The sequence below is a fragment of the Pseudomonas sp. EU05-FHT14B02 genome (assembly GCF_058791055.1).
In genome coordinates this window covers 134670-156121 of record NZ_JBYTDD010000013.1, presented here as the reverse complement: position 1 = coordinate 156121, position 21452 = coordinate 134670, and the positions used below count along the sequence as shown (strand labels likewise).

The window sequence follows — 21452 nt, the reverse complement described above, 5'->3', positions numbered from 1 at the left end:
CGGTTGGTTAAGATCTTTCGTCTCAACCGAGGCGCGCATTCTACAGCAGCCTCATTTGCTGTCAAGTGATTATTTTCAGAAGCTTTCAAAGTTTCCTTTGTAACTTCAACCACTTGCGCTTCAGATCTCTCATCAGCGGGAGGCGAATTCTACAGCGTTACACGCTGCTGTCAACACCTCTCTTTCAACTCCCTTTCGGCTTCGATGAACTGAAGCAACCCGCTGTCGAAAACTGCGTAACTCTTTGTTTACCAAGGAGTTTTCCGTTTCGACTGCGCCGGAAGTGGGGCGAATTATAGACACCTGTAATCTGCCGTCAACAGCTATTTTCACAATTCTGTCATATAGGGCAAAAAAGCCCCGAAAACAAAAAGGCCGACCCAATGGGTCGGCCTTCTACGCCCTTCTACTTACAAGCTAGGGAAGGCGAACTGCGAAGCTTCATGGCTCGCACGCTGCGGCCAGCGCTGAGTGATGGCTTTACGGCGGGTATAGAAACGCACACCATCCGGGCCGTAGGCATGCAGGTCGCCGAACAGCGAACGCTTCCAGCCGCCAAAGCTGTGATAAGCCACCGGCACCGGCAGCGGTACGTTGACACCGACCATGCCGACTTCGATTTCGTCGCAGAACAACCGCGCGGCTTCGCCGTCACGGGTGAAGATGCAGGTGCCGTTGCCATATTCGTGATCGTTGATCAGTTGCATGGCTTCTTCCAGGCTGTTGACCCGAACAACGCACAGCACCGGCCCGAAGATCTCTTCTTTATAGATGCGCATTTCTGGCGTGACGTTGTCGAACAGGCAACCACCCAGGAAGAAGCCTTCCTCGTGACCAGCGACGGTCAGGCCTCGGCCGTCCACCACCAGTGTCGCGCCGGCAGCTACGCCGTCTTCTACATAACCGCTGACCTTGTCGCGCGCCTGGCCAGTCACCAGTGGGCCCATGTCCAGGCCGCAGTTGGTACCGGCACCGATTTTCAGCGCCTTGATTTGCGGAACCAGTTTGGCCACCAGTGCATCGGCCACCTGGTCACCCACGCACACCGCTACCGAGATTGCCATGCAACGCTCGCCGCAAGAACCGTAAGCCGCGCCCATCAGTGCGCTGACGGCGTTGTCCAGGTCTGCATCCGGCATCAGCACGGCGTGGTTCTTCGCACCGCCCAGGGCCTGGACGCGTTTGCCACGCTTGGTGCCTTCGGAATAGATGTACTCGGCAATCGGCGTCGAACCCACGAAGCTCAGCGCTTTGACTTCCGGCGCTTCGATCAACGCGTCCACCGCAGTCTTGTCACCGTGTACCACGCTCAGCACGCCTTTGGGCAAGCCAGCCTCCAGCAGAAGCTGTGCAATCAGCAGCGTCGAACTCGGGTCACGCTCGGACGGTTTGAGGATGAAGCAGTTGCCGCAGACGATCGCCAGCGGGTACATCCACAGTGGCACCATGGCCGGGAAGTTGAACGGAGTGATACCGGCCACCACGCCCAGCGGCTGGAAGTCAGACCAGGCGTCGATGTTCGGTCCGACGTTTCGGCTGTACTCGCCCTTGAGGATTTCCGGAGCCGCGCAAGCGAACTCGACGTTCTCGATGCCGCGCTTCAATTCACCGGCAGCATCTTCCAGGGTCTTGCCGTGCTCTTCGCTGATCAGTTGGGCGATACGCGCTTCGTTCTGCTCCAGCAGTTGCTTGAAGCGGAACATCACTTGGGCACGCTTGGCCGGCGGCGTGTTGCGCCAAGCAGGGAATGCAGCCTTGGCCGCGTCGATGGCGCTCTGGATGGTTTCGCGGGTCGCCAGCGGCAACTTGTGAATTGCCTGGCCGGTAGACGGGTTGAACACATCAACCGCGCGACCGTTCTCGGTCACCAGTTCGCCATTGATCAAATGCGGAATAACGCTCATGGAAGCTCCTGAAAAGTTGTCCACAGGCGTCCTTTTAAGAGCGCCTGCTATATAGATGTTTTTTGTAGGAGCGAGCTTGCTCGCGAAGATAGTGAGGGCGCCGCGTTCATCCAGGCAGCCCGCATTATCGTTTACGTCCATCGCGAGCAAGCTCGCTCCTATAGGTGTGTTGTCAAATCAGTCGATCTTGCTCAGCACTTCGCCGACCGCGTCGAACAGACGATCCAGGTCCTGCGGCTTGCTGTTGAAGGTTGGGCCGAACTGCAGGGTGTCGCCGCCGAAGCGTACATAGAACCCGGCTTTCCACAGCGCCATGCCGGCTTCGAACGGACGCACGATCGCGTCGCCGTCACGTGGAGCGATCTGGATCGCGCCGGCCAGGCCGTAGTTGCGGATGTCGATGATGTTCTTGGTGCCCTTGAGGCCGTGCAGCGCATTTTCGAAATGCGGTGCGACTTCGGCCACGCTCTGTATCAGGTTTTCCTTTTGCAGCAGGTCGAGTGCTGCCAGGCCAGCGGCGCAAGCCACAGGGTGCGCGGAATAGGTGTAGCCATGGGGGAATTCAACCGCGTATTCAGGCGTCGGCTGATTCATGAAAGTCTGGTAGATCTCGGAGCTGGCAATCACCGCGCCCATCGGGATCGCACCGTTGGTAACTTGCTTGGCGATGCACATCAGGTCCGGTGTCACGCCGAAGGTGGTAGCACCGAACATGGTGCCGGTACGGCCGAAACCGGTGATCACTTCATCAAACACCAGCAGGATGTTGTGCTGGTCGCAGATTTCACGCAGACGCTTGAGGTAACCCTGTGGTGGCACCAGCACGCCAGCGGAACCGGCCAGTGGCTCGACGAATACCGCCGCGATGTTCGATGCATCGTGCAGTTCGATCAGCTTCAACAGTTCGTCAGCCAGGGCGATACCGCCCTGCTCCGGCATGCCACGGGAGTAAGCGTTGCTTGCCAGCAAAGTGTGCGGCAGGTGATCGACGTCCATCATCGCCTGACCGAACAGCTTACGGTTACCGTTCACACCACCGAGGCTGGTGCCGGCGATGTTCACACCGTGGTAGCCACGGGCACGACCGATCATTTTGGTCTTGGTCGACTGGCCCTTCAGGCGCCAGTAAGCACGGACCATTTTTACAGCGGTGTCAGCGCACTCGGAACCCGAGTCGGTGAAGAACACGTGGTTGAGGTTGCCCGGGGTCAGGTCGGTGATTTTTTCAGCCAACTGAAAGGACAGCGGATGACCGTACTGGAAGCCTGGCGAGTAATCGAGGGTCCCCAGTTGCTTGGTGACCGCTTCCTGGATTTCCTTACGAGTGTGCCCGGCGCCACAGGTCCACAGACCGGACAGCGAGTCATATACCTTGCGGCCTTTGTCGTCGATCAGCCAACTGCCTTCGGCGCCAACGATCAGCCGTGGATCGCGCTGGAAGTTACGGTTGGCGGTGTAAGGCATCCAGTGAGCATCGAGCTTGAGCTGGCTGGCCAGGGAAGTCGGTGCGTTTTCAGGCTGGTTCATGGGCGTAACCTCGCAAGGCAATAAGCGGCGTAAGGATTGAAAACCGTTGTTGCAGCTAAATTGCCACGGGGATAAAGTCGGTGAAATCCAACTTTTCTAATGTTCAGTCAGCCAACTACTAAACTTTGAGTAACCCGCATGAGTACTCGCCGTCCCGATCCGCTGGCCCAGGTCAGCGACTTTGATATTCGCCTGCTGAGGATTTTCCGCAGCGTGGTGGAATGCGGCGGCTTCTCCGCGGCGGAGACCGTGCTGGGCATCGGTCGCTCGGCGATCAGCCAACAGATGAGCGATCTGGAGCAACGCCTCGGCCTGCGCCTGTGCCAACGGGGACGTGCCGGGTTTTCCCTGACCGAAGAGGGCCGCGAGGTCTATCAATCGGCATTGCAGCTGTTAAGTGCGCTGGAAAGCTTCCGCACCGAGGTCAATGGCCTGCACCAGCACTTGCGCGGCGAATTGATCATCGGTTTGACGGACAACCTGGTCACCCTGCCCCACATGCGCATCACCCATGCCCTCGCGCAATTGAAAGAACGCGGCCCGGACGTACAGATCCAGATCCGCATGATCGCGCCCAATGAAGTCGAACAAGGCGTGCTCGACGGTCGCCTGCACGTCGGCGTGGTACCGCAGGCCAGCGCATTGTCGGGGCTGGAGTATCAACCGCTGTATAGCGAGCGATCGCTGTTGTACTGCGCGGTCGGTCACCCGCTGTTTTATGTCGACGACAAACAACTGGACGACTCGCGTCTGAATAGCCAGGACGCCATCGCCCCGACCTTTCGTTTGCCGGCGGAAATCCAGGCCCATTATCAGGCGCTCAATTGCACCGCCAGCGCCTCGGACCGTGAAGGCATGGCCTTCCTGATCCTGACCGGACGCTATATCGGTTACCTGCCGGATCACTACGCGAGTCTTTGGGTGCAGCAAGGCCGGCTGCGAGCGCTGAAAGCAAAAACACGCTTCTATGACCTCAGCCTGGCGTCGGTCACACGCAAGGGGCGCCGACCACATCTGGTGCTGGAGAGTTTCCTGGAGAGCCTGGCCGCGACGCGTTAATGATCATTGCGCCACATAAGGACTTGTCTGAAACCGGTGGGTACGTTATCAACGCACTGGCCGTCCCACCCACTCGTTCGGAAGTGCTTATGACCTTTGAAGTCCCAGCCCACGGCGCAAAACCCGTCAGCCGCATTCGTCAGAAAAACGAAGAGACCATCATCAAGGCCGCCGAAGACGAGTTCGCCCGTCACGGGTACAAAGGCACGAGTATGAACACCATCGCCCAGAATGCCGGGTTGCCCAAGGCAAACCTGCATTACTACTTCACCAACAAGCTCGGCTTGTACGTGGCGGTGCTGAGCAACATCATCGAACTGTGGGACAGCACGTTCAACACCCTCACCGCCGAGGACGATCCGACCGAAGCCTTGACCCGCTACATCCGCGCCAAAATGGAGTTCTCCCGGCGCCAGCCCCAAGCCTCGCGGATTTTTGCCATGGAAGTCATCAGCGGCGGTGAATGCCTGACCGAGTATTTCAACCAGGATTATCGCGCCTGGTTCCAGGGTCGTGCGGGCGTGTTCCAGGCCTGGATCGACGCCGGTAAAATGGACCCGGTCGATCCGGTGCACCTGATCTTCCTGTTGTGGGGCAGCACCCAGCACTACGCCGACTTCGCCACGCAGATCTGCCGCGTCACCGGGCGTACCAAGTTGACCAAACAGGACATGGAAGACGCCGGGGATAACCTGATCCGCATCATTCTCAAGGGCTGCGGCCTGAAACCTGCCATCTAAGCACTTATGCCATTTACCCTCAGCGGTTTTTGCGAATACCGCGAAGAGATTCGCAAGAGCCGCTTCATTACCTTCGCCGCGCCGATCTCCAGCCCGGCCGAGGCCCAGGCGTTCATTGAACAGCACAGCGACTTGAACGCCTCGCACAACTGCTGGGCCTGGAAGCTCGGTGATCAGTACCGCAGCACCGATGATGGCGAGCCCGGCGGTACGGCCGGCCGGCCGATTCTGGCGGCGATCGAGGCACAGGATTGCGATCAGGTCGCGGTGCTGGTGATTCGCTGGTATGGCGGCATCCAACTGGGCACCGGTGGGCTGGTCCGGGCCTATGGCGGAGGTGCAAACAAATGCCTGCAAGCGGCGCCAAAGCTCGAGCTGATCAGCCGGGTGCCACTGCATTGCGCTTGCGGATTTGCCGAGTTGGCTCTGGTCAAGCTGCGGGTGGCGGAGGCAGGTGGATTGGTTGTGGATGAAAGCTTCACCGCCAATGGCGTCGAGTTGCAGTTGGCCGTAGGCGATGCGCAAATCGACACCTTGCAGTCACAACTGGCCGATTTGAGTCGCGGGCGAATTTTGTTACGGCGCTAAAAGGCTTCAGCACCGGCTGCAATTTTTTGGGGCACGTCGCTTTTTCACTTATTCCATATTTGCCCACATCTGCTGTGCACCCGCCTGTGGATAACCTGAGCACATACCGCTGTAACCCTTTTGTCATGCGGCTTTGCGGACTTTGCTCAATTTTCGTCCAATCTGCCATCAAGCACGTCAAATTCAAATAAAAACAAATAGTTACAACGGTTTATCGCCTTTAGAAGTAGCCACTCAGTACTTATGCCCGTGCTGTGAGCTTGCGCACAAATACTGTGGAGCAATCTGTGGATAACCCGTTCATGGCCGTCTCGGCGCCGTGTACGGTATGGCTTGTGGTCGATTGCTCATTTTTTGAGCAAAACCGCACGAGCAAAATCGGGGCTTGATTTGCGCCATTGCCCCCATGTGGTGCCGGGTTGTGCGTGGCACATTTGAAAGCTGCGTACTGAACGCCTCTGGTCGCAGGACTTCGAGATTTTCCTGACCTAGTGGCCAGAAAATTGCTTTATCCACAGGCACAAGTCCAACAGCACTGAGCCTGTCATGCCCAATCACGCTCCAATCCCTGATCCAGTTCCGCGCCTGCAACTGCGCAGAATCACAAAACGCTACCCCGGCTGCCTGGCCAACGATGCCATCGACCTGACCATTGCCCCTGGCGAGATCCATGCCCTGCTCGGCGAAAACGGTGCGGGTAAAAGCACGCTGATGAAGATCATCTACGGCGTTACCCACGCCGACTCCGGCGAGGTGATCTGGCAAGGTCAGCGGGTAAGCCTGCGTAACCCGGCCCAGGCCCGGGGTTTGGGAATCGGCATGGTATTCCAGCATTTTTCGCTGTTCGAAACCCTGAGCGTGGCACAGAACATCGCCCTGGCCATGGGCGCGGCGGCAGGCACACCCAAACAGCTTGAGCCGAAAATTCGCGAAGTGTCCCGGCGCTACGGCATGACGCTGGAACCGGAGCGACTTGTCCACAGCCTGTCGATCGGTGAACGGCAGCGGGTGGAAATCATTCGCTGCCTGATGCAGGACATCCGCCTGTTGATTCTCGATGAACCGACTTCGGTGCTGACGCCGCAAGAGGCCGATGACTTGTTCGTTACCCTGCGCCGACTCGCCGCCGAAGGCTGCAGCATTTTGTTCATCAGCCACAAGCTCGGGGAAGTGCGTACGTTGTGCCACAGCGCAACGGTTTTACGAGGCGGTCGGGTGGCCGGGCATTGCGTGCCGGCCGAGTGTTCGAACCAGCAACTGGCGCGCTTGATGGTCGGTGAAGCGGCGGAGTTGATCGCTGACTATCCGAAGGTTACCGGAGGTGATGCGTGCCTTGATGTCCGTGGATTGTCCTGGCACAACCCGGATCCATTCGGTTGCTCGCTTGCCAACATCGACCTTGAAGTGCGCCGCGGTGAAATTGTCGGCATCGCCGGTGTCGCCGGCAATGGCCAGGATGAGTTACTGGCCTTGCTCAGCGGCGAAGCACTGCTGCCCCGCAACGCCAGCGCGACGATCCGTTTTGACAAGGAGCCAGTCGCCCATTTGCGTCCCGATGCTCGCCGCCAACTCGGCTTGGCGTTCGTCCCCGCCGAACGCCTGGGTCATGGTGCGGTGCCGGAACTGAGCCTGGCGGACAACGCGCTGCTGACTGCTTTCCAGCACGGGTTGGTGAGTAACGGCCTGATCCAGCGTGGCAAAGTCGAAGCACTGGCCGAGGAAATCATCCGTCGTTTCGGGGTCAAGACACCCGATAGCCAGGCGCCGGCCCGCAGCCTGTCCGGCGGCAACTTGCAGAAATTCATCCTCGGCCGGGAAATCCTTCAGCAACCCAGACTGCTGGTCGCAGCACACCCGACCTGGGGCGTGGACGTCGGTGCCGCCGCCACCATTCACCGCGCCTTGATTGCCTTGCGCGATGCCGGCGCGGCGATCCTGGTGATCTCCGAAGACCTGGACGAACTGTTCCAGATCAGCGACCGGCTCGGCGCCTTGTGCGGCGGTCGGCTGTCGGCGCTCCACGCCACCGTCGACACCCGCCTGAGCGATGTCGGCAGCTGGATGGCCGGCCAGTTCGGCGCCCCCCAATCACTCGCATCCACCACGCGTTAACGGAGTGTCACATGCTGCTTTCTCTTGAACCTCGCGGCCAGCAATCGCGCCTGATGCTGTGGTGCTCGCCCTTGCTGGCGGCTGCACTGACCCTGGGCTGTGGATCGTTGTTGTTTATCGCGCTCGGGCATGACCCGTTGCTGACCTTGCACACCTTGCTGATCGCACCGGTCAGCGACTTGTACGGCGTCTCCGAATTGCTGGTCAAAGCCCTGCCGATTCTGCTCTGCGCATTGGGCCTGGCCGTCGCCTATCAGGCGCGCATCTGGAACATCGGTGCCGAAGGTCAACTGCTGCTCGGTGCGTTGGCCGGCAGTGCGCTGGCGGTGAACATCATCGATATGCAAAGCCGCTGGGCGCTGGTGTTGATCCTGCTTACCGGCACCCTGGCGGGCGCTGCGTGGGCCGGGCTGACGGCGTGGCTGCGCACGCGCTTCAACGCCAATGAGATCCTGACCAGTATCATGCTCAACTACATTGCACTGAATCTGCTGCTGTTCTGCGTTCACGGCCCTTTGAAAGATCCCGCCGGGTTCAACTTCCCCGAGTCGGCGATGTTCGGTGACGCCAGCCGCCTGCCGCTGCTGATGGACGATGGCCGGGTCCACGCCGGGGTTTACTTCGCCCTGCTCGCGTTGGTGGCGGTGTGGGTGCTGTTGCAGAAAAGCTTTGTCGGTTTCCAGATCAAAGTGCTCGGGCTGGACAAGCGTGCCGCCAGCTTCGTCGGCTTTCGCGAGAAGCGCCTGATCTGGCTCGCGCTCTCGATCAGCGGCGGCCTGGCGGGGCTTGCCGGTGTGTGCGAAGTCACCGGCCCCATCGGCCAGCTGGTGCCGCAGGTCTCGCCGGGCTACGGCTATGCGGCGATCACCGTGGCATTTCTCGGCCGTCTGAATCCTGTCGGCATCCTGTTTTCCAGCCTGTTGATGGCGCTGCTGTACATCGGTGGCGAAAGCGCACAAATGAGCCTGAACCTGCCGCAAGCGATCACCCAATTGTTCCAGGGCATGATGCTGTTTTTCCTGCTGGCCAGTGATGTGCTGATTCTCTACCGGCCGCGTTTGAACCTGCGCTGGGCCCGCCGTCCACAATCCACCGTCGTACAAACAGGAGCGATGTGATGGATATCGATCTGCTGAGCAATATTTTCTACGCCATGATCCGCTGCGGTACACCGTTGTTGCTGGTGGCGCTGGGGGAACTGATCTGCGAGAAAAGCGGCGTCCTCAACCTGGGCCAGGAAGGCATGATGCTATTTGGTGCGGTGATCGGTTTCATCGTCGCGTTCAATACCGGTCACCTATGGCTCGGCGTGTTGCTGGCAATGCTCGCCGGGATGCTGTTGTCGTCGCTGTTTGCCCTGGTGGCGCTGATGTTCAACGCCAATCAGGTGGCTACCGGTCTGGCCCTGACGATTTTCGGCGTAGGCCTGTCGACCTTCGTCGGTGCGGCGTGGGTCGGCAAGCCGCTGGCGGGATTCGAGCCGATGGCGATTCCCTATCTGAGTGAAATACCACTGATCGGGCGGATGCTGTTTGCCCAGGATCTGCTGGTGTATCTGTCGTTCGCATTGTTTGCATTAGTGGCCTGGGTGATTCTGAAAAGCCGCGTCGGGCTGATCATTCAGGCGGTCGGAGAAAACCCGGATGCGGCTAGCGCCATGGGCTTGCCGGTGTTGGCCGTGCGGACCTTGGCGGTTTTGTTCGGCGGTGCGATGGCCGGGTTGGCCGGGGCTTACCTGTCCCTGGCTTACACGCCGATGTGGGCGGAGAACATGAGCGCCGGGCGCGGCTGGATTGCCCTGGCGCTGGTGGTGTTCGCCAGTTGGCGGGTGTGGCGCCTGCTGCTAGGCGCGTACCTGTTCGGGCTCGCCAGCATCCTGCACCTGGTGGCGCAGGGACTGGGGCTGGCGATTCCGTCCAGTCTGCTGGCGATGTTGCCGTATGTCGCGACCATTGGGGTGCTGGTGCTGCTGTCCCGGGATGCGGTGCGCACACGGTTGTATGCGCCGGTTTCGCTGGGACAGCCTTGGCAGGCCGGGCATTAGTGGTTGTCTGGTATGGCCTCATCGCGAGCAAGCTCGCTCCCACATTGGATGGATGTGAACTCGGTCAAATGTGGGAGCGGGCTTACCCGCGAAGGGGCCCGAACAGGCAACACTTGAACAATGCCCCACGCCAATTCAAACACCAGAAAAACCACCAGCAGCGAACTCGCGCCATGGATCAGGGCATAAGCCTGCCAGACTGAGAACAGGAATCTGGCCACGGCGTCATACCGCCCATAAACCTGCTGCGGATCACGAATCCGCAACACCGCCCATACGCACACAATCGAGCCCAACAAATTCGCCATCAACATGTGCACCGGCTCGAACGGTGGCAGCTCACCTGGCAAACTCAACGCCTGACTCACCCACGTCAAAACACCATGCAACGCCGCAAAACTCCACGGTGTGACAAACGCGACCGTCACGATCAGGTCATACCAGGCACTGCCTTGCACCAGCCGGCGATATTGCGTTGCAGTCCACATCGACATTGCTCCATCAATTCAGGGAGCAACAAGGCTAAAGCCTGGAGTATGCTCCAGGGTCAAGCCCCCTCGAGACGTCATGATGCGCATCGGTGAATTAGCCCAGGCCAGCGCCGTCAGCCGCGACACGCTGCGCTTTTACGAGCAGCGCGGATTGATTGCGGCGCAACGCAGCGCCAACGGGTATCGCGACTATCCGCCAGACATGGTGCAATTGGTGCAGTACATCAAGACCGCTCAACGACTGGGCTTTACCCTCGGCGAGATCGGCAACAGCGTCGCTACAATCTGGCAATCGCCCGATCCGGACAGCGCCGTCACGCAACTGCTGCAAGACAAACTCAAACTGATCGAAGCCCGCATGACCGAACTCGGCGCACTGCGCGAAGAGTTGCAACAACGGCTCGGGCAACAGTGTCCATTGAATCCACGATTCTGAATTTTCAAGGAAGCCACTCATGTCCAAGGCAAAAACCGCACTCATCATCGGCGCCTCCCGGGGGCTTGGCCTCGGGCTGGTGAAAACCCTGCTGGCCGATGGCTGGCAAGTCACCGCCACCGTGCGCGATCCGCAAAAAGCCGAATCCTTGCAGGCCCTGGGCAAGGTGCGGATCGAAAAGCTCGACATGGACGATCAGCAAGCGGTGTCCTCCCTGAGCCAACAACTCAAGGGCGAAGTGTTTGACCTGTTGTTCGTCAATGCCGGGGTCAAGGGGCCGGATGTCCAGACGCCGAACGGTGGCGCGACAATGGCCGAAGTCGGTCAGCTGTTTTTCACCAACGCCGTGGCACCGATCAACCTGGCCCAGCGTTTTATCGAGCAACTGCGACCGGACACCGGCGTGCTGGCGTTCATGAGTTCGGTGCTGGGCAGCGTGACCATGCCGGATGCGCCGGAACTGGCCCTGTACAAGGCCAGCAAGGCGGCGTTGAACTCCATGACCAACAGCTTCGTCACTCAGTTGGGTGAAACCAGGCTCACCGTGCTGTTGCTGCACCCGGGCTGGGTGAAAACCGACATGGGTGGTGAAGGCGCGGACATCGACGTGGAAACCAGCACCCGTGGCCTGGTCGATCAGGTGAATGCGTATGTCGGCAAGGGTGGGCATCACTTCATCAATTACCGGGGCGAAACCATTCCCTGGTAATACCGCCGGGTTGCATCTGCCTGTCGGGTTGGGCTTGCCCGCCAGAGCATTTTGATCGACACTTCGCACCTCGCCTCCCCGGCGAACCTGGATCAGCAGACAGGGCAACACTGAGCTGGCAACCCTGAACCCAACTTTCAGAGGAGCCGGCCAACATGCCTGCGACCCGTACCTGGTTAAAAAATCCCCTCGCCATATTCACGTCCAATGGTCTCGATGCCCGTGGCGGCCTGGTGCTGCAAGACGGTTTGATCGTCGAAGTACTGGGCGCCGGTCAACAACCGTCCGCCCCGTGCAATGAAGTGTTCGATGCCCGCGAACATGTGATCCTGCCGGGCCTGATCAACACTCATCACCACTTCTATCAAACCCTGACCCGCGCCTGGGCGCCGGTGGTCAATCAGCCGCTGTTCCCGTGGCTGAAAACCCTGTACCCGGTCTGGGCACGACTGACCCCGGAAAAACTCGCCCTCGCCACCAAAGTCGCGTTGGCTGAATTGCTGTTGTCCGGTTGCACCACCGCCGCCGACCATCACTACCTGTTCCCGGAAGGTCTGGAAAACGCGATCGACGTGCAGGTCGAGAGTGTTCGTGAACTGGGCATGCGCGCCATGCTCACCCGCGGTTCCATGAGCCTCGGCGAAAAGGACGGTGGCCTGCCGCCGCAACAGACCGTGCAGGAAGGCGAAGTGATCCTCGCCGACAGCCAGCGGCTGATCGCCGAATACCACGAACGTGGTGACGGCGCGCAAATCCAGATCGCCCTGGCACCCTGCTCGCCGTTCTCGGTGACGCCGGAAATCATGTCGGCCAGTGCCGAACTGGCGAACAAACTCGACGTGCGCCTGCACACCCACCTGGCAGAAACCCTCGATGAAGAAGACTTCTGCCTGCAACGCTTCGGCCTGCGCACCGTGGACTATCTGGACAGTGTCGGCTGGCTCGGCCCGCGCACCTGGCTGGCCCATGGCATCCACTTCAACCCGGATGAAATCGCCCGCCTCGGCGCCGCCGGCACCGGTATTTGCCATTGCCCGAGTTCGAACATGCGCCTGGCCTCGGGCATCTGTCCGAGCATCGAGTTGACCGATGCCGGTGCCTTGCTTGGTTTGGGCGTGGACGGTTCGGCATCCAACGATGCCTCGAACATGATGCTCGAAGCGCGTCAGGCCCTGTACATCCAGCGCCTGCGTTACGGCGCCGAGAAGATCACCCCGGAGCGCGTGTTGGGCTGGGCGACCAAGGGTTCGGCGAGCCTGCTGGGCCGTACCGATATCGGCGAGTTGGCGGTGGGCAAGCAGGCTGACCTGGCGATGTTCAAACTCGACGAGCTGCGCTTCTCCGGCAGCCATGATCCGGTCTCGGCGTTGCTGCTGTGCGGTGCTGATCGCGCGGATCGAGTGATGGTCGGCGGCAAGTGGCGGGTGATCGACGGGCAAGTCGAAGGACTGGATCTGAAAGGCTTGATTGCTGATCACAGCCAGGCGGCGCGGCAGTTGATTGCAGGGACCTGACAAACACCGAGTAAAAAATGTGGGAGCGGGCTTGCCTGCTCCCACATTGGTTTTGTGGATTGGCGCACCAGTGGGTGGCAACTGTGCAAGGACATGCACTGTTATCGGACTTAAAGGACCTGTCTCGATCCTGATCGCGATGGCATCACCGTGGATTCCAATTTTGTTGTCTTGTTGGTCAGCAACTTGCATTGCCCTATGCAAGCCCGAGAGCCCAGCCAACCTCACAACAAAATGGAGTTTCAATTCATGCACAACCGTCCGTTGAAGAAGCTGCTTTGCGCCGTTGCGGCCGCCATCGGTTTGAGCGCCAGCCTGACCGCCGTAGCCGCCGATCCGCTGAAAGTCGGCTTCGTCTATATCGGTCCGATCGGTGACCACGGCTGGACATATCAGCATGAACAGGGGCGCAAGGAACTCGCGGAAAAATTCGGCTCGCAGATCACCACCAACTACGTGGAAAACGTCGCCGAAGGCGCCGACGCCGAGCGGGTGATCCGTAACATGGCCAAGGACAAATACGACCTGATCTTCACCACCTCATTCGGCTACATGAACCCGACGGTGAAAGTTGCCAAACAGTTTCCCAAGGTGACCTTCGAACACGCCACCGGCTACAAGCAGGACAAGAACCTCGGCACTTACCTGGCGCGCACTTACGAGGGCCGCTACGTCGGAGGCTTCCTCGCGGCGAAGATGACCAAGACCAAGAAGGTCGGCTACGTCGCTTCCTTCCCGATCCCGGAAGTGATCCGCGACATCAACGCCATCCAGTTGGCCCTGAACAAATACAATCCCGGCACCGAGATCAAGGTGGTGTGGGTCAACTCATGGTTCGATCCGGGCAAGGAAGCGGACGCCGCCAACGCGTTGATCGATCAGGGCGTGGACGTGGTGTTCCAGCACACCGACAGCCCCGCGCCGATCCAGGCCGCCGAACGCCGCGGCGTGTATGCCGTGGGCTACGCTTCGGACATGGCGCACTTCGGGCCGAAAGCGGTGCTGACCTCCATCGTCAATGACTGGGGGCCGCACTATATTCAAGCAACCCAAAGCGTGCTCGACCATGACTGGAAATCCCGGGACTACTGGGGCGGTTTGAAGGAGGGCACCGTTGAACTACCGATCAGCGACCTGGTACCGGCGACGGTGAAGAGCGAAGCCGAGCAGCTCATCGCCGACATCAAGAGCGGTGCGCTGCGATTGTTCACCGGGCCGATCAAGGATCAGGCCGGGGTCGAGAAAATCCCGGCGGGCGAGAGTGCGACCACGGCGGAACTGGCGTCGATGAATTACTACGTGGAAGGCATGAAGGCCGAGATTCCGAAGTAATTTTTCCGGTCAGGACACGGTACCTGTGGGAGCGGGCTTGCTCGCGAAGGCGTCATCTCAGTCGATACATATGTCGCCTGATACACCGTTTTCGCGAGCAAGCCCGCTCCCACATTGGATCTTCAGCGTTCTTAAGGACTGCGCATGAATCAACTCCCCATCATCGACATCACCCCGCTCTACAGCGACGATCCATCCGCCTGGCCAGCGGTGGCCGAACAAATCGACCTCGCCTGCCGCGAGTGGGGTTTCTTCTACATCAAGGGCCATCCGATCAGCACTGCGCGAATCGACGAACTACTCGACAGCGCCAAACGCTTCTTCGGCCAACCTAGCGCCGAAAAGCTCAAGATCGACATCACCCAGACCCGTCACCATCGCGGTTACGGCGCCATTGCCACCGAGCAATTGGACCCGAGCAAACCCAGCGACCTCAAAGAAACCTTCGACATGGGCCTGCACCTGCCGGCCGAGCACCCTGACGTACTGGCGGGAAAACCGTTGCGCGGCCCCAATCGCCATCCGTCCATGCCCGGCTGGGAAGCGCTGATGGAGCAGCACTACGTCGACATGCAAGCCCTCGCGCAAACGCTGTTGCGGGCAATGACCATCGCACTGGGGATTGAGCGTGATTTCTTCGACGCGCGCTTCAATGAGCCGGTCAGCGTGCTGCGGATGATCCATTACCCTCCCCGCCACACCGCCAGTTCCGAAGAGCAACAAGGTGCCGGCGCGCACACCGACTACGGCTGCATCACCCTGCTCTATCAGGACGCCGCCGGTGGCTTGCAAGTACGCAACGTCAAAGGCGAATGGATCGACGCGCCGCCAATCGAAGGTACGTTCGTGGTCAACCTCGGCGACATGATGGCGCGCTGGAGCAACGACCGTTACCTGTCGACGCCGCACCGGGTGATCAGCCCCCAGGGCGTGGATCGTTATTCGATGCCGTTCTTCGCCGAGCCGCACCCGGATACCCGCATCGAATGCCTGCCCGGATGTCAGGACACATTGCACCCGGCGAAATACCCGGCCACCACCTGCGCCGAGTTCCTGCTCTCGCGCTTCGCCGATACCTACGCTTATCGACGGGAACCGGAAGCGGTGTGATCAACCGCCTGGTCAGGTTTTACCAATTGTTGCGGCAACCCTCTGTAGAATGGCGACCATTGCACCTGATGAGAAAAGAATTATGTACGACTGGCTGAACGCCCTGCCCAAGGCAGAATTGCACCTGCACCTGGAAGGCTCGCTGGAGCCGGAGCTGTTGTTCGCCCTGGCCGAGCGCAACAAGATTGCCTTGCCATGGAACGACGTCGAAACCTTGCGCAAGGCGTATGCCTTCAACAACCTGCAGGAGTTCCTCGACCTGTATTACCGGGGTGCCGATGTGCTGCGCACCTCCCAGGACTTCTATGACCTGACCTGGGCGTACCTGCTGCGGTGCAAAGAACAGAACGTGATTCACACCGAACCGTTCTTCGACCCGCAGACCCACACTGACCGTGGCATCCCGTTCGAAGTGGTGCTCAACGGCATCGCCGCCGCGCTCAAGGATGGTGAACAGCAACTGGGCATCACCAGTGGTTTGATCCTGAGCTTCCTGCGCCATCTGAGCGAAGACGAAGCCCAGAAAACCCTCGACCAGGCGCTGCCGTTCCGCGATGCGTTCGTCGCCGTGGGCCTGGACAGCTCCGAGATGGGCCACCCGCCAAGCAAGTTCCAGCGCGTGTTCGACCGTGCCCGCCACGAAGGCTTCCTGACCGTCGCCCACGCCGGAGAAGAAGGCCCGCCCGAGTACATCTGGGAAGCCATCGACCTGCTGAAAATCCAGCGCATCGACCATGGCGTGCGCGCCATCGAAGACGAGCGCCTGATGCAGCGAATCATCGACGAGCAGATCCCGCTGACCGTGTGCCCGTTGTCGAACACCAAGCTTTGCGTGTTCGATCACATGTCGCAGCACAACATCCTCGACATGCTGGAACGCGGCGTGAAAGTGACCGTGAACTCCGATGACCCGGCGTATTTCGGCGGTTATGTCACCGAGAACTTCCATGCGTTGTACACCCATCTGGGCATGACCCAGGATCAGGCCAAGCGCCTGGCGCAGAACAGTCTCGATGCGCGGTTGGTAAAACCCTAAAGGCAAATGCAAACCATGTAAGAACTGGCTTGCCAGCGATAAGGCCATCACGTCCAGTATTGATGCTGGATGAGAGGCAGCCATCGCCGGCAAGCTGACTCCTAAAGCGCCATTTCCAGTTCGGACTCACTGGCAAAGCGATGAATTTCCCGTTGCCCGGAGGCCGTCACCTGCAACGTTCGGGAATCGTTGGGCAGGCTCAACCACCCCGACTGCATGAACAGCTGCAACAAGGCCGCGCCCAGCGAGCCGCCCATGTGCGGGCGCCTTTCGCTCCAGTCGGGGCAGGCGCAGGCAACCCTGCCGTTGTGATGGGCCAGCGCCTGGATGAACACTCCCCGTGCCGCCAACTCTGTCGCGCCCTTGAGCGTGACCGTGACTCGCTGATCAAAGTGTTCGATCCAGCCTGCCTCCAGCAGCCGCTGATACAGATCGGCGGACAGGGTGCCCCCCAAGTGATCGTCGCACAGTCGGGCACTCAACAATGGCGACCGCACCACCCGGGGTTTGACCAGAGGTGCATTGCGCTTGAATACGTCTGGAATATCCTGGGGTGCACTGGCGAAGGTCGCGCTGGCCAGTGCTTCGATTGCCGCTCCGACCTCGGGAGCGGCCAGGCGGAAGAAGCGTTTGCGGCCACGGTTCTCAACCTTCAGCAGACCTCCGGCGGACAAACGGCCCAAGTGTGCACTGGCCGACGACGATGACAGGCCGGCCAACAATGCCAACTCTTCGGTTGCTCGCGCCGAACCATCCATCAAGGCCCACATCATTGCGCTGCGCTTTGGGTCAGCCAGCAACGTGGCAATCTGGCTGATGCAAGGTGCATGTTCCATGTATTCACTCCCTGTTGAATCGTTTCGTCTACTGCCCAGAGAAATCTTGACCAGTAATGTGTCGTCGGCCAATCCGTGGAAACTGCCATAAGCCCGGCAACGCCTTGCTCAACCATTTGCGCTGCCCGGCCGATGCTGCGAAGGCCAGAAGGATGACCGTGCAGCCGGGCCGACTCGAACGTGGACCCACCATTGGGGATCGACGCTACTTACATGATGAGGGCGCTAGTATATGCGGGTTGGTCGGCGGATCCTTTCCTCCACCCGGCGTAGGTGGTGATCGTTCCTGAGGGAAATTTCTCTTTTTTCGTGCGACTAATGATCGATTTCCGAAAAGCCTGGAAATTGACTACTCAAAAGGGCGCATCGTCTGGCAAGCATTTCACGCAACAGGTTCACCGGCTTACTCAATTGTGCGCGATGGGCGCACAACAGATTCAACGGTGCGCGCTCACAGAGCAGCTCCGGCATCAGCACCTTCAAGCGGCCAGCCAGTACATCGGCGGCCACATCGAGCCAGGATTTGTAAGCGATCCCGGCACCTGCCACGGCCCATAGGCGCACGACATCGGCATCGTCGCTGAAACGATCGCCGCTGACGGTCAGGCTGACTTCGCGTTTGCCGTCGTGAAAACTCCAGTGATCGTGGACCCGGCTGCCGAGCATGTACAACAGGCAATTGTGCTGTGCCAGTTGCTCCAGCTGACGCGGCTCGCCATGGCGGGCCAGATAGCCGGGAGCGGCGCACAGCACCCGTCGGTTCTGCGGGGCGATGGGCAGCGCCACCAGGCTGGAGTCCTCCGGCTCACCGTAGCGCAGGGCAATGTCTACCGGTTGGCGAAACAGGTCGGCGATGCGGTCCCCCAGCAGCAGGCGCACGGTGAGTTTCGGATGCTCGCGTTGAAACTCGTCGAGCCAGGGCAGCAGCAGGTTGCGGCCAAAGTCCGATGGCGCTGACAGTTGCAGCACCCCGCTGACCTGATCCTGACCACTGGCCAGCAATCGCCGGCCCTCGTCGAGATTGCTCAGGGCCGCGCGGGCGTATTCAAGAAAGCCCTCGCCTTCGGCGGTCAGGCGCAGGCTGCGGGTAGAGCGGGCCAGTAAACGGGCGCCGAGTTGCTGTTCGATGCGCTTGAGCGCCGCACTGGCTACCGCCGCCGACATGTCCATGCCCCGCGCGGCGGCGGACAGGCTGCCCAGGTCCGCCGCCCGGACAAACAACTGCAAGTCATCGAAACGCAGCATCAAGAACACCGATTATCAAAAAAAAATTGAAAGAGACTGCTCTTTTAGCCGGTTTTATCTTCAGGAGAAATAGCCAATCATCTGCCCCATCGAATCCTTTCTTTATTAGTGTTCAGGAGCCGCCCATGAAAGCCATTGCCTACTACGCCTCGTTGCCGATCAGCGACAACAAGGCTCTGCAAGACATCGAGCTGCCAGAGCCGGTTGCCGGCCCCCGCGACTTGCTCGTGGAAGTCAAAGCCATCTCGGTCAATCCGGTGGACACCAAGGTGCGCCAGAACGTCCAGCCCGAAGGCGGCGCGGCCAAAGTGCTGGGTTGGGACGTGGCCGGTGTGGTCAAGGCCGTGGGCAGTGAGGTGACGCTGTTCTCGGTCGGCGACCAAGTGTTTTACGCCGGCTCCATCGCGCGGGCGGGCGGCAACAGCGAGTTGCATGTGGTGGACGAGCGCATCGTCGGCCACATGCCCAAGACCCTCGGATTCGCCGAAGCCGCTGCCCTGCCGCTCACCGCGATCACGGCCTGGGAACTGCTGTTCGAGCGACTGCAAGTGCGCGAAGGCAAAACCGATGAAGGCCAGAGCCTGTTGATCGTCGGCGCGGCAGGTGGCGTGGGCTCGATACTTACGCAGCTCGCTCACCAACTGACAGCCCTGAAAGTCATCGGCACCGCTTCGCGTGCGCAAACCCAAAGCTGGGTGAAGGAGTTGGGCGCTGACCTGGTGATCGACCATGGCCAGCCACTGAGCGAAGCACTCAAGCGTGCCGGTGTGGATCAGGTTACCCACGTCGCCAGCCTGACCCAGACCGACCAGCATCTGGACCAATTGGTAGAGGCATTGGCGCCCCAAGGCAAACTGGCGCTGATCGATGACCCCAAGTCGCTGGACGTGACCAAGCTCAAGCGCAAGAGCCTGTCACTGCACTGGGAGTTCATGTACACCCGTTCGCTGTTTGAAACCGCGGACATGATCGAACAGCACAACCTGCTCAATCGCGTCGCCTGGCTGATCGATGCCGGGACACTGAAAACCACGATGGGGGAACACTTCGGCACGATCAACGCGGCCAATCTGCGCCGTGCCCATGCCCTACTGGAAAGCGGAAAAGCCAAGGGCAAGATTGTATTGGAAGGGTTCTGAAGCGCTGAAAAAACCGTCACTGATTTCATCGCTTTCTGCTGTTTTCCGTCTGTGACCGGGACGGTCCGGTCGCGGACAACCTCTGTGGGCGCCCTCGAAAAGCCGTGTTTTTTTTAGTTACAAACCGTCAGTCAGACAGTTGATGCTTGTCACAATGGTGACCGTATACGGGACTACAATCGAATCTCCTGCGAGGCATTCTTTTGCGTAACGTCTTTTACGAGAGGTGATCAGCTGTGAAGATCCTGATAAAAGAACTGGCAAAATCCCAGTGGCAAGTCCGTCTTGACCAACATGCTGTGACGTTCCGCAGCGAAGCAGAAGCTCGTGCTTTCACACGTACCCTTGAAGCCCGCATTCAGGCCCCCCACCCGATACCCGTCCTCCTCACGCAGCGCGCAGCCGGCTGACTCCGGCCTCAAACCCGGGCTTGCGCCAGCGCCCGGGCATTTTGCAAACGCCGGGTGAGCACCGCCGCGCTCACCACCAGAATTCCACACAGGCTGATGACCATAGCCATCGGCACGGCGCTGCCGTCGTGCAACACGCCCACCAGCGCAGAGGCGCCGGCAGCCACGCTGAATTGCAGGCAACCGAGCAGCGCCGACGCGCTGCCGGCCCGTGCGCCCTGCCCGCTCATCGCACAAGCCGCCGCATTGGGGCTGATGCAACCGAGGCTGGCGATACAGACAAACAATGGAATCAGCAGCGGCCACAATTGTGCCGTGTGCAGAGAGCTGACAGCGAGCAGGGTCAAACCGGCCGCCAGATAAACCCACACCGCGCGCGCCAGCAAAAACATCGGGCCACGTTTGGCCAGTAACCGCGCATTGACCTGCGCCACCAGAATGAAACCCGCCGCATTGATGCCGAACAGCCAGCCGAAATGCTCGGCCGCAACGCCGTAGAGCTTGATGAAGATGAAGGGCGAACCGGCGATGTAGGCAAACATCCCGGCGATGGCGATGCCCCCGGTCAAGGCATGGCCAAGAAATATGGGATCGGCCAGCAACCGACCGTACTGACGCAGCGCACCCGACAGCGGTTGACGCGGTATGTGGGCCGGCAAGCTTTCCGGCAAGCCCGTCGCAACCGCCAGCCCCGCCAGCGCACTGAAACCGGTCAGCGCCAGGAAGATCGACTGCCAGCCGGTGGTGTTGACCAACAACCCACCCAGCAACGGCGCAAGGATGGGAGCAAGCCCCATCACCAGCATCAGTTGCGAAAAGACTTTCGCCGACCCCACCGCATCACACTTGTCGCTGACCACCGCCCGGGAAATCACCATCCCCGCGCAACCGCCCAACGCCTGGATGAAGCGCGCACCGATCAGCCATTCCAGATTCGGCGCATAGGCGCACGCCACGGAAGCAGCAGTGAACAGACCGACACCGATGAGCAACGGAATGCGTCGCCCGAAACGATCCGCCACCGGACCATAGGCCAACTGACCGATGGACAAGCCGAGGAAGTAGGCCGCCAACGTCATCTGGACGTGATTTTCGTCCGTGCCGAAAGCCCGGGCCATGGCCGGGAAGGCCGGCAGGTAGAAATCGATCGCCAGCGGACCGAAAGCGCTCAAGGCGCCGAGAATCAGAATGGTACGGAAGTTCATCAGGCATCCAGTGGG

At 60.1% G+C, this 21452-nt stretch carries 19 protein-coding genes; 13 read left to right on the top strand and 6 right to left on the bottom strand.

Annotated features, from left to right (window positions below; translation table 11 throughout):
* Positions 1 to 410 precede the first annotated feature (410 nt).
* Positions 411 to 1904: a CoA-acylating methylmalonate-semialdehyde dehydrogenase gene (locus AC3WTM_RS14525; protein ID WP_090452969.1), complete on the bottom strand. Its 1494-nt coding sequence runs from the start codon at positions 1902 to 1904 to the stop codon at positions 411 to 413.
* 177 nt (positions 1905 to 2081) lie between these two features.
* Positions 2082 to 3431, bottom strand: coding sequence for an omega-aminotransferase AptA (gene aptA / locus AC3WTM_RS14520; protein WP_102672570.1), 1350 nt, complete (start codon positions 3429 to 3431; stop codon positions 2082 to 2084).
* A gap of 138 nt (positions 3432 to 3569) precedes the next feature.
* Here aptA and AC3WTM_RS14515 point away from each other — a divergent pair, with 138 nt between their 5' ends.
* The 6 genes from AC3WTM_RS14515 to AC3WTM_RS14490 all read left to right on the top strand — a co-directional run bounded on the left by AC3WTM_RS14515 (position 3570) and on the right by AC3WTM_RS14490 (position 9974).
* Entirely contained in the window at positions 3570 to 4490 is a 921-nt protein-coding gene (locus tag AC3WTM_RS14515) for a LysR family transcriptional regulator (RefSeq protein WP_102672571.1), read from the top strand.
* 89 nt (positions 4491 to 4579) lie between these two features.
* Positions 4580 to 5230: a TetR/AcrR family transcriptional regulator gene (locus AC3WTM_RS14510; RefSeq protein WP_102672587.1), complete on the top strand. Its 651-nt coding sequence runs from the start codon at positions 4580 to 4582 to the stop codon at positions 5228 to 5230.
* 6 nt (positions 5231 to 5236) lie between these two features.
* Positions 5237 to 5818, top strand: coding sequence for an IMPACT family protein (locus AC3WTM_RS14505; protein WP_102672572.1), 582 nt, complete (start codon positions 5237 to 5239; stop codon positions 5816 to 5818).
* A gap of 546 nt (positions 5819 to 6364) precedes the next feature.
* On the top strand, positions 6365 to 7930 hold the full coding sequence (locus AC3WTM_RS14500) for an ABC transporter ATP-binding protein (RefSeq protein ID WP_102672573.1): 1566 nt from the start codon (positions 6365 to 6367) through the stop codon (positions 7928 to 7930).
* A gap of 11 nt (positions 7931 to 7941) precedes the next feature.
* On the top strand, positions 7942 to 9048 hold the full coding sequence (locus tag AC3WTM_RS14495; protein ID WP_102672574.1) for an ABC transporter permease: 1107 nt from the start codon (positions 7942 to 7944) through the stop codon (positions 9046 to 9048).
* On the top strand, positions 9048 to 9974 hold the full coding sequence (locus AC3WTM_RS14490; protein ID WP_102672575.1) for an ABC transporter permease: 927 nt from the start codon (positions 9048 to 9050) through the stop codon (positions 9972 to 9974). The genes AC3WTM_RS14495 and AC3WTM_RS14490 overlap by 1 nt, the downstream gene beginning before the upstream one ends.
* On the opposite strand, the gene AC3WTM_RS14485 is transcribed toward AC3WTM_RS14490, so the two are convergent.
* The gene (locus AC3WTM_RS14485) at positions 9971 to 10462 is read right to left on the bottom strand and encodes a hypothetical protein (RefSeq protein WP_102672576.1); all 492 of its coding nucleotides are present in this window, start codon (positions 10460 to 10462) and stop codon (positions 9971 to 9973) included. The genes AC3WTM_RS14490 and AC3WTM_RS14485 overlap by 4 nt on opposite strands.
* Positions 10463 to 10544: 82 nt before the next feature.
* On the opposite strand from AC3WTM_RS14485, the gene AC3WTM_RS14480 reads away from it, so the two are divergent.
* From AC3WTM_RS14480 to AC3WTM_RS14455, 6 genes are all read left to right on the top strand, one after another.
* On the top strand, positions 10545 to 10901 hold the full coding sequence (locus AC3WTM_RS14480) for a MerR family transcriptional regulator (protein ID WP_102672588.1): 357 nt from the start codon (positions 10545 to 10547) through the stop codon (positions 10899 to 10901).
* Positions 10902 to 10920: 19 nt separating this feature from the next.
* Complete coding sequence (locus AC3WTM_RS14475; RefSeq protein ID WP_102672577.1) at positions 10921 to 11610, top strand: SDR family oxidoreductase; 690 nt, start codon at positions 10921 to 10923, stop codon at positions 11608 to 11610.
* Between the two features lie 155 nt (positions 11611 to 11765).
* Entirely contained in the window at positions 11766 to 13124 is a 1359-nt protein-coding gene (locus AC3WTM_RS14470) for an 8-oxoguanine deaminase (protein ID WP_008050330.1), read from the top strand.
* 249 nt (positions 13125 to 13373) lie between these two features.
* Positions 13374 to 14456: a BMP family ABC transporter substrate-binding protein gene (locus AC3WTM_RS14465; RefSeq protein ID WP_102672578.1), complete on the top strand. Its 1083-nt coding sequence runs from the start codon at positions 13374 to 13376 to the stop codon at positions 14454 to 14456.
* Positions 14457 to 14600: 144 nt separating this feature from the next.
* Positions 14601 to 15566: an isopenicillin N synthase family dioxygenase gene (locus AC3WTM_RS14460; RefSeq protein ID WP_102672579.1), complete on the top strand. Its 966-nt coding sequence runs from the start codon at positions 14601 to 14603 to the stop codon at positions 15564 to 15566.
* An 82-nt stretch (positions 15567 to 15648) separates the two neighbouring features.
* Complete coding sequence (locus AC3WTM_RS14455; RefSeq protein ID WP_102672580.1) at positions 15649 to 16602, top strand: adenosine deaminase; 954 nt, start codon at positions 15649 to 15651, stop codon at positions 16600 to 16602.
* 101 nt (positions 16603 to 16703) lie between these two features.
* On the opposite strand, the gene AC3WTM_RS14450 is transcribed toward AC3WTM_RS14455, so the two are convergent.
* Together AC3WTM_RS14450 and vimR are read right to left on the bottom strand one after the other, a co-directional pair.
* Positions 16704 to 17438, bottom strand: coding sequence for a helix-turn-helix domain-containing protein (locus tag AC3WTM_RS14450; protein ID WP_057712132.1), 735 nt, complete (start codon positions 17436 to 17438; stop codon positions 16704 to 16706).
* Between the two features lie 315 nt (positions 17439 to 17753).
* Entirely contained in the window at positions 17754 to 18683 is a 930-nt protein-coding gene (vimR, locus tag AC3WTM_RS14445) for a transcription regulator VimR (RefSeq protein ID WP_057716524.1), read from the bottom strand.
* Positions 18684 to 18808: 125 nt separating this feature from the next.
* On the opposite strand from vimR, the gene AC3WTM_RS14440 reads away from it, so the two are divergent.
* Positions 18809 to 19822, top strand: a complete 1014-nt coding sequence (locus AC3WTM_RS14440; protein ID WP_057712133.1) for a zinc-binding alcohol dehydrogenase family protein — start codon at positions 18809 to 18811, stop codon at positions 19820 to 19822.
* Positions 19823 to 20240: 418 nt separating this feature from the next.
* Here AC3WTM_RS14440 and AC3WTM_RS14435 read toward each other — a convergent pair whose 3' ends face one another.
* Positions 20241 to 21437, bottom strand: coding sequence for a multidrug effflux MFS transporter (locus AC3WTM_RS14435; RefSeq protein WP_102672581.1), 1197 nt, complete (start codon positions 21435 to 21437; stop codon positions 20241 to 20243).
* Positions 21438 to 21452 lie beyond the last annotated feature (15 nt).